The sequence below is a fragment of the Phenylobacterium sp. LjRoot225 genome (assembly GCF_964252855.1).
Classification (GTDB): domain Bacteria; phylum Pseudomonadota; class Alphaproteobacteria; order Caulobacterales; family Caulobacteraceae; genus Phenylobacterium.
This window is the reverse complement of the sequence record NZ_CAXUPL020000001.1, coordinates 248,089-261,092: the sequence shown is the minus strand read 5'-3', so window position 1 is coordinate 261,092 and position 13,004 is coordinate 248,089. Positions and strand designations below refer to the sequence as shown.

11 protein-coding genes and 1 pseudogene are annotated in these 13,004 nt (G+C 70.9%); 9 read left to right on the top strand and 3 right to left on the bottom strand.

Annotated features, from left to right (window positions below; all coding sequences use genetic code 11):
• Positions 1-10: 10 nt before the first annotated feature.
• Positions 11-649: a TetR/AcrR family transcriptional regulator gene (locus ACSQ2B_RS01310; RefSeq protein WP_436046662.1), complete on the bottom strand. Its 639-nt coding sequence runs from the start codon at positions 647-649 to the stop codon at positions 11-13.
• Between the two features lie 122 nt (positions 650-771).
• Here ACSQ2B_RS01310 and ACSQ2B_RS01305 point away from each other — a divergent pair, with 122 nt between their 5' ends.
• From ACSQ2B_RS01305 to ACSQ2B_RS01290, 4 genes and pseudogenes are all read left to right on the top strand, one after another.
• The gene (locus tag ACSQ2B_RS01305; RefSeq protein ID WP_436046660.1) at positions 772-1,674 is read left to right on the top strand and encodes a class I SAM-dependent methyltransferase; all 903 of its coding nucleotides are present in this window, start codon (positions 772-774) and stop codon (positions 1,672-1,674) included.
• Complete coding sequence (locus tag ACSQ2B_RS01300) at positions 1,671-2,459, top strand: TrmH family RNA methyltransferase (protein WP_436046658.1); 789 nt, start codon at positions 1,671-1,673, stop codon at positions 2,457-2,459. Before ACSQ2B_RS01305 ends, ACSQ2B_RS01300 begins: the two co-directional genes overlap by 4 nt.
• Positions 2,460-2,536: 77 nt before the next feature.
• A complete protein-coding gene (locus ACSQ2B_RS01295) occupies positions 2,537-2,986 on the top strand; it encodes a carboxymuconolactone decarboxylase family protein (RefSeq protein WP_436046656.1) in 450 nt (149 codons plus the stop codon).
• Positions 2,987-2,997: 11 nt separating this feature from the next.
• A pseudogene (locus ACSQ2B_RS01290) lies at positions 2,998-3,093 on the top strand (hypothetical protein); the annotation flags it as partial.
• Positions 3,094-3,112: 19 nt separating this feature from the next.
• Here ACSQ2B_RS01290 and hrpB read toward each other — a convergent pair.
• On the bottom strand, positions 3,113-5,554 hold the full coding sequence (hrpB, locus tag ACSQ2B_RS01285; protein ID WP_436046654.1) for an ATP-dependent helicase HrpB: 2,442 nt from the start codon (positions 5,552-5,554) through the stop codon (positions 3,113-3,115).
• Between the two features lie 123 nt (positions 5,555-5,677).
• On the opposite strand from hrpB, the gene ACSQ2B_RS01280 reads away from it, so the two are divergent.
• The 5 genes from ACSQ2B_RS01280 to ACSQ2B_RS01260 all read left to right on the top strand — a co-directional run bounded on the left by ACSQ2B_RS01280 (position 5,678) and on the right by ACSQ2B_RS01260 (position 10,650).
• Positions 5,678-7,228, top strand: a complete 1,551-nt coding sequence (locus tag ACSQ2B_RS01280) for an amino acid permease (RefSeq protein ID WP_436046652.1) — start codon at positions 5,678-5,680, stop codon at positions 7,226-7,228.
• Positions 7,229-7,295: 67 nt separating this feature from the next.
• Entirely contained in the window at positions 7,296-7,967 is a 672-nt protein-coding gene (locus ACSQ2B_RS01275; protein WP_436046650.1) for an MBL fold metallo-hydrolase, read from the top strand.
• Between the two features lie 40 nt (positions 7,968-8,007).
• Entirely contained in the window at positions 8,008-8,751 is a 744-nt protein-coding gene (locus ACSQ2B_RS01270; RefSeq protein WP_436046648.1) for a response regulator, read from the top strand.
• Complete coding sequence (locus tag ACSQ2B_RS01265) at positions 8,748-10,094, top strand: ATP-binding protein (protein ID WP_436046646.1); 1,347 nt, start codon at positions 8,748-8,750, stop codon at positions 10,092-10,094. The genes ACSQ2B_RS01270 and ACSQ2B_RS01265 overlap by 4 nt, the downstream gene beginning before the upstream one ends.
• Before the next feature lie 334 nt (positions 10,095-10,428).
• The gene (locus ACSQ2B_RS01260; protein ID WP_436046645.1) at positions 10,429-10,650 is read left to right on the top strand and encodes a general stress protein; all 222 of its coding nucleotides are present in this window, start codon (positions 10,429-10,431) and stop codon (positions 10,648-10,650) included.
• On the opposite strand, the gene egtB is transcribed toward ACSQ2B_RS01260, so the two are convergent.
• A complete protein-coding gene (gene egtB, locus ACSQ2B_RS01255) occupies positions 10,647-12,878 on the bottom strand; it encodes an ergothioneine biosynthesis protein EgtB (protein ID WP_436046644.1) in 2,232 nt (743 codons plus the stop codon). The two genes, ACSQ2B_RS01260 and egtB, sit on opposite strands and share 4 nt — an antisense overlap.
• Positions 12,879-13,004: the final 126 nt, after the last annotated feature.

Genomic DNA, 13,004 nt, shown 5'->3' with positions numbered 1-13,004 from the left:
GCGGCGAGGCTCAGTCGCAGATCAATCCGCGCATCAGGGCGTCGAGGGTGGTGGCGATCATCTCCTCGGTCCCGGCCCACTGGAAGTTCGGGCGCGCACAGACCATCGCCACCAGCCCATGGGCGCCGGTCCAGAAGGTCAGGGCGGCGGCCTCGGCCCCCCGCGCGCGCAGCCGCCCCTGGACGGCGATTTCGCGCACCACGCTTTCGAAGATCTCGTAGCATTGGACGCTCAGATCGACCGCATCTTTGGACCAGAGCCCTGCCGATAGCGGACGCCGCGTCGAATAGACAAGCTGATAGGCGTTCGGATGGGCGAGGCCCCAGCGCAAATATTCTTCCAGCATCATGCGCACGCGCACCGTCGGTTCGAGCGGCTTGGCCGCCAGTTCGCGGTTGCGCGCCAGCAGGCGTTCGAGCGTGCGCCTGCAGATCTCCCCAAGAATCGCCGCCTTGTCGGGAAAGTGGATGTAGAGCGCGGTGGAGGAGACGCCGACCGCCTCGGCGATCTTGCGGATCGTCGCCCCCTCATAGCCCTCGGCGTCGAAGATCTGTTCGGCGGCGTCGAGGATCTCGCCGCGGCGTAGATGGCCGAGCCCCCGGGCCTTGCGGGCCGACCTGCGTCGCGCGGGGCCGGTTTCAATGTCCACCTGGATACCTCGGTTACCTTTATGTTACACGACCGCAAAACCGTCGTCCTGACAAGGCTCAGCTCGGCTGCCGCGACCACAAGGCTGGACGGCGACGCCGCCGACCGCGTAAGCCGCCGCCGATGAGCGCGCGCAACCCCCTAGTGGCCGAAGCGCCTGGCGTGATGCGCACGCTGGGCTGGGACGACTACGCCCTGCTGGACAGCGGCCACGGCCGAAAGCTCGAAAGATATGGCCGCTACACGGTCGTGCGCCCGGAGCCGCAGTGCATGTGGGCGCCCCGCCTGTCCGCCCAGGCCTGGGACGAGGCCGATGCGGTGTTCGACCCGACCGACGAGGAGGACGCCGGACGCTGGCGCTTCCGCGGCCCGGCGGTCGAGTCCTGGCCGCTCGGCTGGGGCGAGGCGAAATTCCACGGCCGCTTCACCGCCTTCCGCCACCTCGCCTTCTTTCCGGAGCAGGCGGCGAACTGGGCCTGGCTAGACCAGCGCGTGCGCGCACATGACGGCCAGCCCAAGGTGCTCAACCTCTTCGGCTACACCGGCGTGGCCAGCCTGGTGATGGCGGCGGCGGGCGCGGCGGTGACCCACGTCGACGCCTCGAAGAAGGCGGTGGCCTGGGCTCGCGAGAACGCCGAGCTTTCGGCGCTCTCCGACCGGCCGATCCGCTGGATCACCGAGGACGCGCGCAAATACGTGCAGCGCGAGGTGCGTCGCGGCTCGCGCTACGACGGGATCATCCTCGATCCGCCGAAATACGGCCGCGGGCCGGGCGGCGAAGTCTGGCGGCTGTTCGAGGACCTGCCAGAACTGGCGGGGCTTTGCGCCGAACTGCTGTCCGAAGACGCCAGCTTCCTGGTGCTGAACGCCTACGCCGAGCGGATCTCCGGGGCGGCCCTCTCCGGCCTGCTGGCGGAAAAGCTGCCCGGCCGCGGCGGGACCATCGAATGGGGCGAACTGGCCCTGACCGAGGCGGCCGGCGATCGCCAGATCGGCATGAGCTTCTACGCCCGGTGGGCCTCGTGAGCGCGCGCACCGTCACCTCGCTCGCCAACACGACCGTCAAGGCCGTCCGCGCCCTGCACCTGCGGAAGGAGCGCGACGAGACCGGCCTGTTCGTCGCCGAGGGGCTGAAGAACGTCACCGAGGGCGTCGACCTGGGCCATGCCCCGCGGATCCTGATGCATGGCCGCGACGCCGATCATCCGCTGCTGACCCAGGCGATCGCCGCGACCCTGGCCGCCGGCGGCGAGGTGATCGAGGTCACCCAGGACATCCTCGCCAAGGTCTCCCGGCGGGATAACCCCCAGGCGGTGGTGGGCGTCTTCGCCCAGACCTTCCGGCCGCTGGCCGAGGTCGACCCGAAGGCCGCGCCCTGCTTCGTCGCCTTGCACCGGGTGCGCGACCCCGGCAATCTCGGGACCATCGTGCGCACGGCCGACGCCGCCGGCTGCGGCGGAGTGATCCTGGTCGGCGAGTGCTGCGATCCCTATTCGGTGGAGGCGGTGCGGGCCACCATGGGCTCGATCTTCGCCGTACCCCTGACCCGCGCCAGCGAGGCGGAGTTCGCCGACTGGCGGAAAAGCTGGCCGGGCTCGGTGGTGGGAACCCTGCTATCGGCCACGGTCGACCACCGCGGGGCCGACTACCGCAAGCCCGCCCTGGTGCTGATGGGCAACGAACAGCAGGGCCTGCCGCCGGAGATGGCCGCGCTCTGCGACGTCGCCGTCAAGATCCCCATGCGCGGCCGCGCCGACAGCCTGAACCTCTCGGTGGCCACCGGGATCATGATTTACGCCGCCACAGGATGACGTTTTTGTCTTGAGGCCATGTCACAAATATCCCGGCCGATCCGTCCTTGCGACGTATCAAGAACGGGAGATCCAAGATGACCGAGCGGCTCAACTACTGGCAGGTCGCGCCCGAGGCGCTGAAGCCGATGCTGGCGCTGGAGGAAGGGTTCAGGAGCGGGGCCCTGCCCCATTCCCTGGTCGAGCTGGTGAAGACCCGCGCCTCGCAGATCAACGGCTGCGCCTACTGCCTGCACATGCACACCAGCGACGCCCTGAAGGAGGGCGAGCGGCCCGAGCGGCTGTTCCTGCTCGACGCCTGGCGGGAGTCGCGGATGTACACGCCGAAGGAGCGGGCGGCGCTCGCCTGGACCGAGAGCCTGACCCGCATCGCCGAGACCGGCGCGCCGGACGAGGACTACGATGGCCTGAAGGAGCACTTCTCTCCCGAGGAGATCGTCGAACTGACGCTGCTGATCACCACCATCAACGCCTGGAACCGCCTCGCCATCGGCTTCCGCAGCCACCACCCGCACGACCGGGCGTAAATAAGCCTCGTCATCCCGGCCGGAGCGAAGCGGAGAGCCGGGACCCAGGGGGTTCTGCAGTGCGGCGGCCCCTGGGGCCCGGATCGCGCTGCGCGCGTCCGGGATGACGGAGGTGGTGGCGCGGCTCTATGTCCCCCGCGGCTTCGCGCGTGTGGTCGGGGCGGCGACCGAGGGATCCTCGGGCCAGACGTGGCGGGGGTAGCGGCCGCGCATGTCCGAGCGGACGTCCTTCCAGGAGCCCTTCCAGAAGCCCGGCAGGTCCTGGGTGGTCTGGATCGGGCGGTGGGCTGGCGACAGCAGGGCGAGCGTCAGGGGAACCCGGCCGGCGGCGATGCTGGGATGCTCGGCCAGGCCGAAAACCTCCTGCACCCGCACCTCCACCCGCGGCCCGCCGTCGGCGGCGTAGTCGATGGCGAAGCTGTTGCCGGTGGGGGCGGCCCAGCGGGCGGGCGCGGCGGCCTCCAGCTCGCGCTGGCGCTCCCAGGGGACCAGGGTCCGCAGCGCCCCGTCCAGCACGTCCGACTTCAGGGCCGCGAGCGACCGTACGCCCGTGAGCAGCGGCGTGAGCCAGTCCTCCAGCCGCTCGCCCAGGGCGGCGTCCGACAGGTCCGGCCAGCTGTCGTCGTATCGGCGCAGGAAGGCCGCTCGGGCGCGCAGGGTCCGCGCCGATTCGCCCCACGGCAGGACGCCGACGCCGTCGCGACGAACCCGCTCGGCCAGGGCCTGGGCGATCAGCGCCGGATCGGGATTGTCGTCGACCTGTTCGCGCACCGCCAGCCGGCCCAGGCGGGTGATGCGCTTGACCCGCAGGCGTCCGCCGCCGCTCTCCTCCAGCCGCTCCTCGATCTCCAGCTGGTCGGCGAAGGCGTCGACCAGCTCGGCCTCGTCGACGGGCGCGGCCAGCAGGATGCGGTCGCGTCGGTCGCCGCCGCCCAGCTCGGCCACCGCCAGCCAGGTCTCGCGGGCCAGGGCGTCGGTGGATTCCAGGAAGGCGCCGCGGCCGCTGACCAGCTGGAACTCGCCCAGCGGGCCGCGCGCCCGGGCGATCCGCTCCGGATAGGCGAAGGCCAGCAGCAGGCCGTCCGCCAGCGCCTCGCCCCGCCCCGCCTTGCCGCTCAGTCCCGCCCAGCGCTCGGCGAGCGTGCGGGCGTCGCGGGCGCGCGGCGATCGGTCCCGCTCCAGCCCCTCCAGCCGATGGCGCAGGTCCACGTCGCGGCCGCCCAGGCCGCGCTCGGCGACCAGGGCGGCGATGCGCGCGGCGCGGGCCGCCTGGCCGGAGGCGGCCGCCTTCAGCACCATGTGCGCCAGCCGGGGCGGCAGCGGCATCTCGGCGAGCGCCGTGCCGTGGGCGGTCAGCACCCCCTTGCCGTCCAGCGCCTCCAACCGGTGCAGCAGCGATCGCGCCTCCTTGAAGGCCGCCGCCGGCGGCGGATCGAGGAAGGCCAGCGCCGCGGGATCGGGCGCGCCCCAGCGGGCGAGGTCGAGGGCGAGGCCCGAGAGGTCGGCCTCCAGCATCTCCGGGTCGGCGAAGGCCGGCAGGGCGCGGGTCTCGGCCTCGTCCCACAGCCGGTAGCAGACCCCGGGCTCGGTGCGGCCGGCGCGGCCGCGCCGCTGGTCGGCGGCGGCGCGGCTGACGCGCACGGTGGCCAGCCGGGTCAGCCCGCTCGCCGGGTCGAAGCGCGGCACGCGGGCCTGGCCCGAATCGATCACCACCCTGACGCCCTCGATGGTCAGGCTGGTCTCGGCGATGGAGGTGGCCAGCACCACCTTGCGTCGCCCGGCCGGCGCCGGGCTGATGGCGCGGTCCTGCTCGGGCGGGGTGAGCGCGCCATAGAGCGGATCGATGTCGACGTCGGGACGGCGGATTCGCTCGGCGAGCCGCTCGGCGGCGCGCCGGATCTCCCCCTGCCCCGGCAGGAAGACCAGGACGCTGCCGGTCTCTTCGGCCAGCGCCCGCTCGACGGCGCGCACCACCTGGTCTTCGAGGCGCAGCCGGTCATCGCGGCCGAGGTAGCGAGTATCGACCGGATAGGCGCGCCCCTGGCTCTCGATCACCGGGGCCTCGCCCAGCAGCCGCGCCACCGCCGCCCCGTCGAGGGTCGCCGACATCACCAGCAGCCGCAGGTCCTCGCGCAGCACGCCCTGGGCGTCCCGGGCCAGCGCCAGGCCGAGGTCTGCATCCAGGCTGCGCTCGTGGAACTCGTCGAAGATCACGCAGCCGACCCCGGCCAACTCAGGGTCGGCCAGGACCATGCGGGTGAAGACGCCCTCGGTGACCACCTCGATTCGGGTCCGGCCCGAGACCTTGGACTGCATCCGCACGCGGAAGCCCACGGTCTCGCCGGCCGTCTCGCCCAGGGTCTTGGCCATCCGTTCGGCGGCGGCGCGGGCGGCCAGCCGGCGCGGCTCCAGGACGATGATCCTGCCGCCGCCGAGCCAGGCCTCGCCCAACAGTTCGAGCGGGACCACGGTGGTCTTGCCCGCGCCGGGCGGGGCGACGAGCACCGCGGCGGTGTGAGCCGAAAGCGCCGCCTTCAGTTCGGGCAGGGCCTCGTGGACGGGAAGCATGGACGGGCTCTAACCTTGGTTGACCTGTCCGCCAAGGCTTGGCGCTTGACCGCATGGCGCGACGCAAGCAACCGTCCGCCCAGGAAAATTCTTGGCGGCTTTCGCTCGCCACATGGAGGAAATATGTGGCGCGTTAAGTCGCTCGACGCAATTCTTGCCACCGCTGAGAAGAAATCGCTGCACCGGTCCTTAGGCCCCGTCCAGCTGACCATGCTGGGAATCGGGGCCGTCATCGGCACCGGGATCTTCGTTCTGACCGCCGAGGCGGCGCAGAAGGCCGGCCCCGGCATGATGGCCGCCTTCGTCATTGCAGGCTTCGTCTGCGCGGTCGCCGCGCTCTGCTACGCCGAGATGGCGGCCATGGTGCCGGTCTCGGGCTCGGCCTACACCTACAGCTACGCGGTGATGGGCGAGCTGCTGGCCTGGATGGTCGGTTGGGCGCTGATCCTCGAGTACGCCATCGCCGCCGGCGCGGTCTCGGTCGGCTGGTCGGGCTACGTCGTCGGACTGATCCAGAACGCCTTTCACATCGACATTCCGCTCGCCTTGGTGCGCGGCCCCCTCGACGGGGGTTTCGTCAACCTGCCGGCCGCCGGGATCGCCCTGCTGGTCACCGCCCTGCTGGTGATCGGCACCAAGGAATCGGCGACGGTCAACGCCTTCCTGGTGGCGGTGAAGGTGGCGGCGCTGACGCTCTTCATCGCGCTGGCGATTCCGGTCGTGAACATGGAGAACTTCACGCCGTTCGCGCCCCTGGGCTTCGGCGGGATCTCCGCTGCGGCGGCCTCGATCTTCTTCGCCTACGTCGGCTTCGACGCCGTCTCGACAGCGGCGGAGGAGACCAAGAATCCACAGCGCAACATGCCGATCGGCCTGATCGGCTCGCTTGGCATCTGCACCATCTTCTACCTGCTGGTCGCGGCCGGCGTCATCGGCACCGTGGGCGCCCAACCGGTGCTGGGCGCCGGCGGCGCGGGCCTGCGGCCCGGCAGCATCGAACTCACCACCGCCTGCCAGGCGATCGGCGACGCCAAGGTGGTCTGCTCGAAGGAGGCGTTGGCCTGGACCCTGCGCACCATCGGCTGGCCCCAGATCGGCAACCTGATCGGCCTGGCGGCCGGCCTCGCCCTGCCTTCGGTCATCCTGATGATGATGTACGGCCAGACGCGGATCTTCTTCGTGATGAGCCGCGACGGCCTGCTTCCAGAGAGCTTGTCCAAGGTCCACCCGAAGTTCCACACCCCGCACGTGATCACCCTGATCACCGGCGTCTTCGTCGCGGTGTTCTCGGCCTTCTTCCCGGTCGGCGTGCTGGCCGACGTCTCCAACTCCGGCACGCTCTTCGCCTTCGCCATGGTGGCGATCGCCGTCCTGGTGCTGCGGCGGACCGATCCCAGCCGGCATCGCCCGTTCCGCACGCCCGCGGTGATGGTCGTCGCCCCGCTGGCGGCGATCGGCTGCGTCTACCTCTTCTTCAGCCTCTCAGTGGAGACCCAGATCCTGTTCTTCGGCTGGGCGGCGATCGGCCTGGTGGTCTACTTCCTCTACGGCTACCGCAAGAGCCACGTGGCGCGCGGTCAGGTCGAGATCCCGGAGCTGTCGCCCGACGTCCCGCACATCGGCATCGCGCCCATGCCCGGCGCGCCGGCGCCCGGCGAGTCCGAGCGCGATTGAGGCTCAAAAGGCCCGGACGCCTGTCCGGGCCTTTTCTTCTTCGTCCGGACGCCCGATCTTAGGCGGCATGAACGCTCCCGCCCCCGAGCCCGCCATCCGGGCCATGATCGCGCCGGTCACTCCGCTGCAGCAGAACTGCACCATCGTCTGGTGCGCCAAGACCCTGAAGGCCGCAATCATCGATCCGGGCGGCGAGGTTCCGCGCCTGCTCGACGCCCTGAAACAGCAGGGGCTGACGCTGGAGAAGATCTGGATCACCCACGGCCACCTGGACCACGCGGGCGGCACGGCGGCGCTGAAGGCCGCAACCGGGGCGGTCATCGAAGGCCCGCAGCGCGAGGACGCCTTCTGGATCGAGCAGATCGAGGACTCCGGAAAGGCCTACGGCATCCCCGACGCCAAGCGCTTCGCCCCGGATCGCTGGCTCGAGGACGGCGACCGCGTGACCCTGGGCGAGACCGAGTTCGAGGTCTACCACTGCCCCGGCCACACGCCGGGCCATGTGATCTTCTTCCATCGCGACGCAGGCTTGGCCCAGGTCGGCGACGTGCTGTTCCAGGGCTCGATCGGCCGCACCGACTTCCCGCGCGGAAACCACGCCCAGCTGATCGCTTCGATCACCGGCAAGCTCTGGCCGCTGGGCGACGACGTGGCCTTCGTGCCGGGCCACGGGCCGATGTCGACCTTCGGCCAGGAGCGCCAGACCAACCCCTTTGTCGCCGACGCAGTTCTCGCCTGATTTCAAGCGTGAAATCCGGATGATACGCTGGACTCGTTAGATGGCGGCCATGGAGATCCAAGCCGATATGAGCGCCACCACCGCGCGCATTCTGATGGTCGACGACGATCCGGGCATCCGGGACGTCGTGTCCGACTTTCTGGGGCGCCACGGGTACAACGTCGAAACCGCCGCCGACGGGCGCGAGATGGACGAGGCGCTGGGGCGTGGTCCGGTCGACCTGATCGTGCTCGACGTCATGCTGCCGGGCGAGGACGGGCTGGCGATCTGCCGCCGGCTGGCCAACACCGACGGCGGACCGCCGATCATCATGCTCTCGGCCATGGGCGAGGACACCGACCGGATCGTCGGCCTGGAGGTCGGCGCCGACGACTATGTCCCCAAGCCGTGCAATCCCCGCGAACTGCTGGCCCGGGTCCGCGCGGTGCTGCGGCGCATCGAGCAGCGCCCCGCCGAGCCCGGCGCGGTCGCCGGCTGCGAGTTCGCCGGCTGGCGCCTCGACCTGGTGAAGCGGGAGCTGCGCTCCGCCCAAGGCGTGGTCGTCCACCTGTCCTCCGGCGAGTTCGGCCTGCTGCGCGCCTTCGTCGAGCATCCCCAGCGGGTGCTCACCCGCGACCAGCTGCTGGAGCTCGCTCGCGGGCCCGAGAGCGAGGCCTTCGACCGGGCGATCGACGTGCAGATCAGCCGGCTGCGCCGCAAGCTCGATGACGGGGGCGGCCAGGACCTGATCCGCACCGTGCGCAACGAAGGCTATATGTTCAGCCCGAAGGTGAAGCGCCTGTGACGACCTGGGCGAGCGGGCGCCCCACGGCGTCGCTGTTCGGCCGCATCCTCCTCTTCGCCGCCGCCACCGTGCTCGCCTGCCAGGCGATCAGCATGGTGATGGTCTTCAAGCTGCCGCCGCCGATGCCGGACTTCTACCGGCTGACGGAGGTCGAGCAGGTGCTGCGCGGCGAGACCCACGCCTTTGGCGAACGCCGGCCGTTGCAGATCGTGACCCAGGTCGAGGCGCCTGAACCGACGCTCGACAGCCGCGCGGTGCCGATCATCCGCGCGCGGATCTCGCGGCAGCTCGGGGTCCCGCTGGATGACGTGATCATCGCCGGCGACTACGGGCCGTTCGCCGACCGACGGGTGTTCCGCACCCTGCGCAGCCGGATGGCCGAGGAGGGCGGCACCGAGGAGCAGTTCGTCATCGCTCCCTTTCAAATCGGCGTGCGCCAGCCGGACGGCGCCTGGCGGGTGGTGCAGCCGGAGCCGACCTTCGGCCTGAACCCGTGGGAACGGCTGGTGCTCATATGGTTCGCCCTGTCGGCCCTGGCCGTCGCGCCGATGGCCTACTTCTTCGCCCGCCGCCTCTCCACGCCCATCAGCGTCCTGGCCAGGGCCGCCGAGCGGCTCGGACGCGACCCCCAGGCGCCGCCGCTGACCATCAAGGGCACGTCGGAGATCGCCGTCGCCGCCGCCGCCTTCAACGACATGCAGGCGCGGCTCAGGCGCTATGTCGACGACCGCACCGCCATGGTCGGCGCCGTCGCCCATGACCTGCGCACCCCCCTCACCCGCCTGCGCTTCCGCATCGAGAGCGTGCCCGAGGACCAGCGCGCCAAGATGGCGGCCGACATCGAACAGATGGAGGCGATGATCTCCGCCACCCTGGCCTTCGTCCGCGACGCCAGCCGGCCGGCCGAACGGACCCGCCTGGAGCTCTCCTCGCTGCTGGAGAGCCTCTGCGACGAGATGGCCGAGACGGGCGCCGACACCGACATCGTCGAGCGCGCCGACAAGGTGGTGATCGAGGGCGACCCCATGGCGCTGCGCCGCCTGTTCACCAACCTATTGGAGAATGCGGTGAAGTTCGGCGGCCGCGCCCGCGCCCGGGTTTTCCACGACGAAGCCTATGCCGTGGTCGAGATCGCCGATGATGGGCCAGGCATCCCGCCCTGCGACATCGAACGGGTGTTCGAACCCTTCTACCGCCGCGAACCGTCCCGCAGCCGCCAGACCGGCGGCATCGGACTGGGCCTGGCCGTGGTCCGCTCCATCGCCCGCGGCCATGGGGGCGATGTCAGCCTGACCAACCGCAGCGACGGCGGACTGACCGCACGCGTGCAGCTCCCGCTTTAGGGCGCCAACGCCCGGCGACCGGCGTTCGTCCGAGTGCGTCACAAGCGATCGTGAACACGCGATCTGGCCGCGGTCCTAATCCGGCCAAGCTTTTCCCCGCGAAATGCGTGTGGCGCCCACGCAACCTCTGCTGCGTTTCGATGGTTAGCCTGACCACAGACCCAGCGAGACGCCATGTCCGAACCGGCGAACATCCCTGACCCCACCCCTCGCCCGGATGCGGAACCGCGGCGCCCCTCGCGTCCCGTCCATGTGCGGCCGTCAGACGACGACGGACCGCACGGCGCCTCGCCCGCCCAACCCATGTCGTCACCAGATTAGGAGAGTTGACCCCATGCCCAACGTCGAATCCGGTAAGCCCCGCGCCCGCAGAGGCTTCGCCGCCATGAACCCCGAACGCCGTCGCGAGATCGCCCGCAAGGGCGGAGCCTCCGTGCCCGGCGAAAAGCGCAGCTTCGCCAAGGACCGCGATCTCGCGGCCTCGGCCGGCCGCAAGGGCGGGGAAGCCAGCCGTGGCGGCGGTCGCTCTCGCGGCCGTGAGCCCAACAACATCTAGGCCTGCAAGAGAACGACGGCGAAAGCGGGGTGGACGCTGGTCCACCGCCGCTCGAGCCGCCACCCGGCCGCCTCGGCCAGGCGCGCGACGCCTTCGACCGTGAACTTATGGGAGTTCTCGGTATGCAGGGTCTCTCCCGCCTGGAAGCGGAAGCTTCGGCCGGCGACTTCGACCTGCTGCTCGCGCAGGCTCTCGAGATGCATCTCGATCCGGCTTTCGCCGGCGTTCCAGAGGGCTCGGTGGGCGAACCCTTCCAGATCGAAATCGCCGCCGAGTTCGCGGTTGATCCGCGCCAGCAGGTTCTTGTTGAAGGCCGCGGTGACGCCGAGCGCGTCGTCATAGGCCGCGACCAGCTCGCCTTCGGACTTCACCAGGTCGATCCCGATCAGGAACTGTGCGCCCTCGCCTAGGAGCCGCCGCGCGCGGACCAGGAAGTCCCGCGCCTCGTCGGGCGCGAAATTGCCGAGGGTCGAGCCAGGGAAGAAGCCGGTGACCGGGCGGCCGGCGATCTCCGCCGGCAGCCGCAGCGCCGTGGTGAAATCCTCCGCCAGCGGCGCGACGATCAGCTTTGGATAGTCGCGGCCGATCGCACGCGCCGCCTCCGCCAGGGCGTCCGGGCTGATGTCGACGGGCACGTAGGCGGCCAGCTGCGGGGCGGCGTCGAGCAGGATGCGGGTCTTCACGCTGGCGCCGCTGCCGAACTCGACCAGGGCCGCTCCCGGCGTGATGGCCGAGGCGATCTCGGCCGCCGCGCCGCGCAGCAGGCCGATCTCGGTGCGGGTCGGATAGTATTCCGCCAGCTCGCAGATCGCCTCGAACAGGCGCGAGCCCTCGGCGTCGTAGAAATATTTCGGCGAGATCGACTTCTGCGGCCGGGAGAGGCCTTCGAGCACGTCGTCGCGGAACCCGCCCGCCATCTGGCCGGCGCCGTCCATCGCCAGCCGCACGCCGGAGAACATCCAGCGCTGATGCGGATAGAAGAAGTTGCGGTAGCTCGCCCGCACATGGCCGGCCGGCGTCACGCAGGCCGCGCCGCGCAGCACGAACTGCCCGGCCATGAACTTGCCGTTGTATTCGCCCACTGCGCCGACCGCGGGGCGAAAGCCCGGATAGGGCGAATAGGCGCTGGCGGTCCATTCCCAAAGGTCGCCGAACATCTGCCGCAGGCCCTCGCCCTTCGGCGCGGCGGCCGCATCGATGCGGGCGCGGCCCAGGAAGCGACCTTCGAGCTCCACCGCCGCCGCCGCATGCTCCCACTCCGCCTCGGTCGGCAGCCGCGCGCCCGCCCAGGCGGCGTAGGCCTGGGCCTCGTAGAAGCTGACGTGGCCGACCGGGGCGGCGGGCTCGATCGAGCGCAGGCCGTGCAGGGTCATGACCCTCCAGCCGTCCTCGCCCTCCTCCCAATAGAGCGGCGCCCGCCAGCCTTCCGCCTGGACCCGCGCCCAGCCGTCGGACAGCCACAGCTCCGGCCGCCGGTAGCCGCCGTCGGCCATGAAGGCGCGCCATTCGGCGTTGGTCACCAGCCGATCCGCCAGCCGGTAGGGCTCGAGCCAGACCTTGTGCCGCGGCGTCTCGTTGTCGAAGGCGAAATCCGCTCCGTCGTGGCCGATCTCGACCAGGCCGCCGGCGATGTCGACGAAGCACAGCGGAGCCGGCAGGGCCGGGTCCGGCGCCCCGCGCGGCGGGGCGTAGGCCGGTTTCAGCGGCGAGCTCGCGAAGAGGTGCAGGATATCCATCAGGATCAGCTCCTGATGCTGCTGCTCGTGCGCCAGCCCCAGCTCGACCAGCGCGGCAAGCTCGGGGTCCAGCGTCTCCATCAGCCGGGCCATGCCCGCGTCGACATGGGCGCGATAGGCCAGGACGTCGTCCAGCGAGGGACGGGTCAGCAGGCCGCGCGCCGGCCTTGGCTGCCGGGCCCCCAAGGCCTCGTAGTAGGAATTGAAGAGGTAGCCGAACCGCGGGTCGAACGGCCGGTAGCCGGCCAGCCGGGGGATCAGCAGGAAGGTCTCGAAGAACCAGCTGACATGGGCCAGGTGCCACTTGGTCGGGCTGGCGTCCGGCATCGACTGGGCGAGCTGGTCTTCCGCCGTCAGGCTGCGGGTCAGGGCCTCGCTGGCGTGGCGCACGGCGCCGTAGCGGGCGGCCAGGTCGGCCGTCAGATCAGCCGACAACGCCGGCGGCGCGGCCTGGACGGCCTTACCCGGCGCGGTCCCATGCGGATAATCCATCGAACGCTCCTCGCCCACGCCTGCCCGTGTCCGGCCGCGCTTACCCCAAGGCTCCGCGGATCGGGACGCCAACGTCGGCAGGCGCCCCGAAGTTCCGGACCTTACAGGCTCGCGCCGCCCGCAAGG

What these genes read in the sequence shown, in the direction of transcription:
- ACSQ2B_RS01305 (WP_436046660.1), top strand. Translation starts at nt 772, where the DNA reads ATGAGCGCGCGCAACCCCCTAGTGGCCGAAGCGCCTGGCGTGATGCGC.
- ACSQ2B_RS01295 (WP_436046656.1), top strand. Translation starts at nt 2,537, where the DNA reads ATGACCGAGCGGCTCAACTACTGGCAGGTCGCGCCCGAGGCGCTGAAG.
- hrpB (WP_436046654.1), bottom strand. Translation starts at nt 5,554, where the DNA reads ATGCTTCCCGTCCACGAGGCCCTGCCCGAACTGAAGGCGGCGCTTTCG.
- ACSQ2B_RS01280 (WP_436046652.1), top strand. Translation starts at nt 5,678, where the DNA reads ATGTGGCGCGTTAAGTCGCTCGACGCAATTCTTGCCACCGCTGAGAAG.
- ACSQ2B_RS01275 (WP_436046650.1), top strand. Translation starts at nt 7,296, where the DNA reads ATGAACGCTCCCGCCCCCGAGCCCGCCATCCGGGCCATGATCGCGCCG.
- ACSQ2B_RS01270 (WP_436046648.1), top strand. Translation starts at nt 8,008, where the DNA reads ATGGCGGCCATGGAGATCCAAGCCGATATGAGCGCCACCACCGCGCGC.
- ACSQ2B_RS01260 (WP_436046645.1), top strand. Translation starts at nt 10,429, where the DNA reads ATGCCCAACGTCGAATCCGGTAAGCCCCGCGCCCGCAGAGGCTTCGCC.
- egtB (WP_436046644.1), bottom strand. Translation starts at nt 12,878, where the DNA reads ATGGATTATCCGCATGGGACCGCGCCGGGTAAGGCCGTCCAGGCCGCG.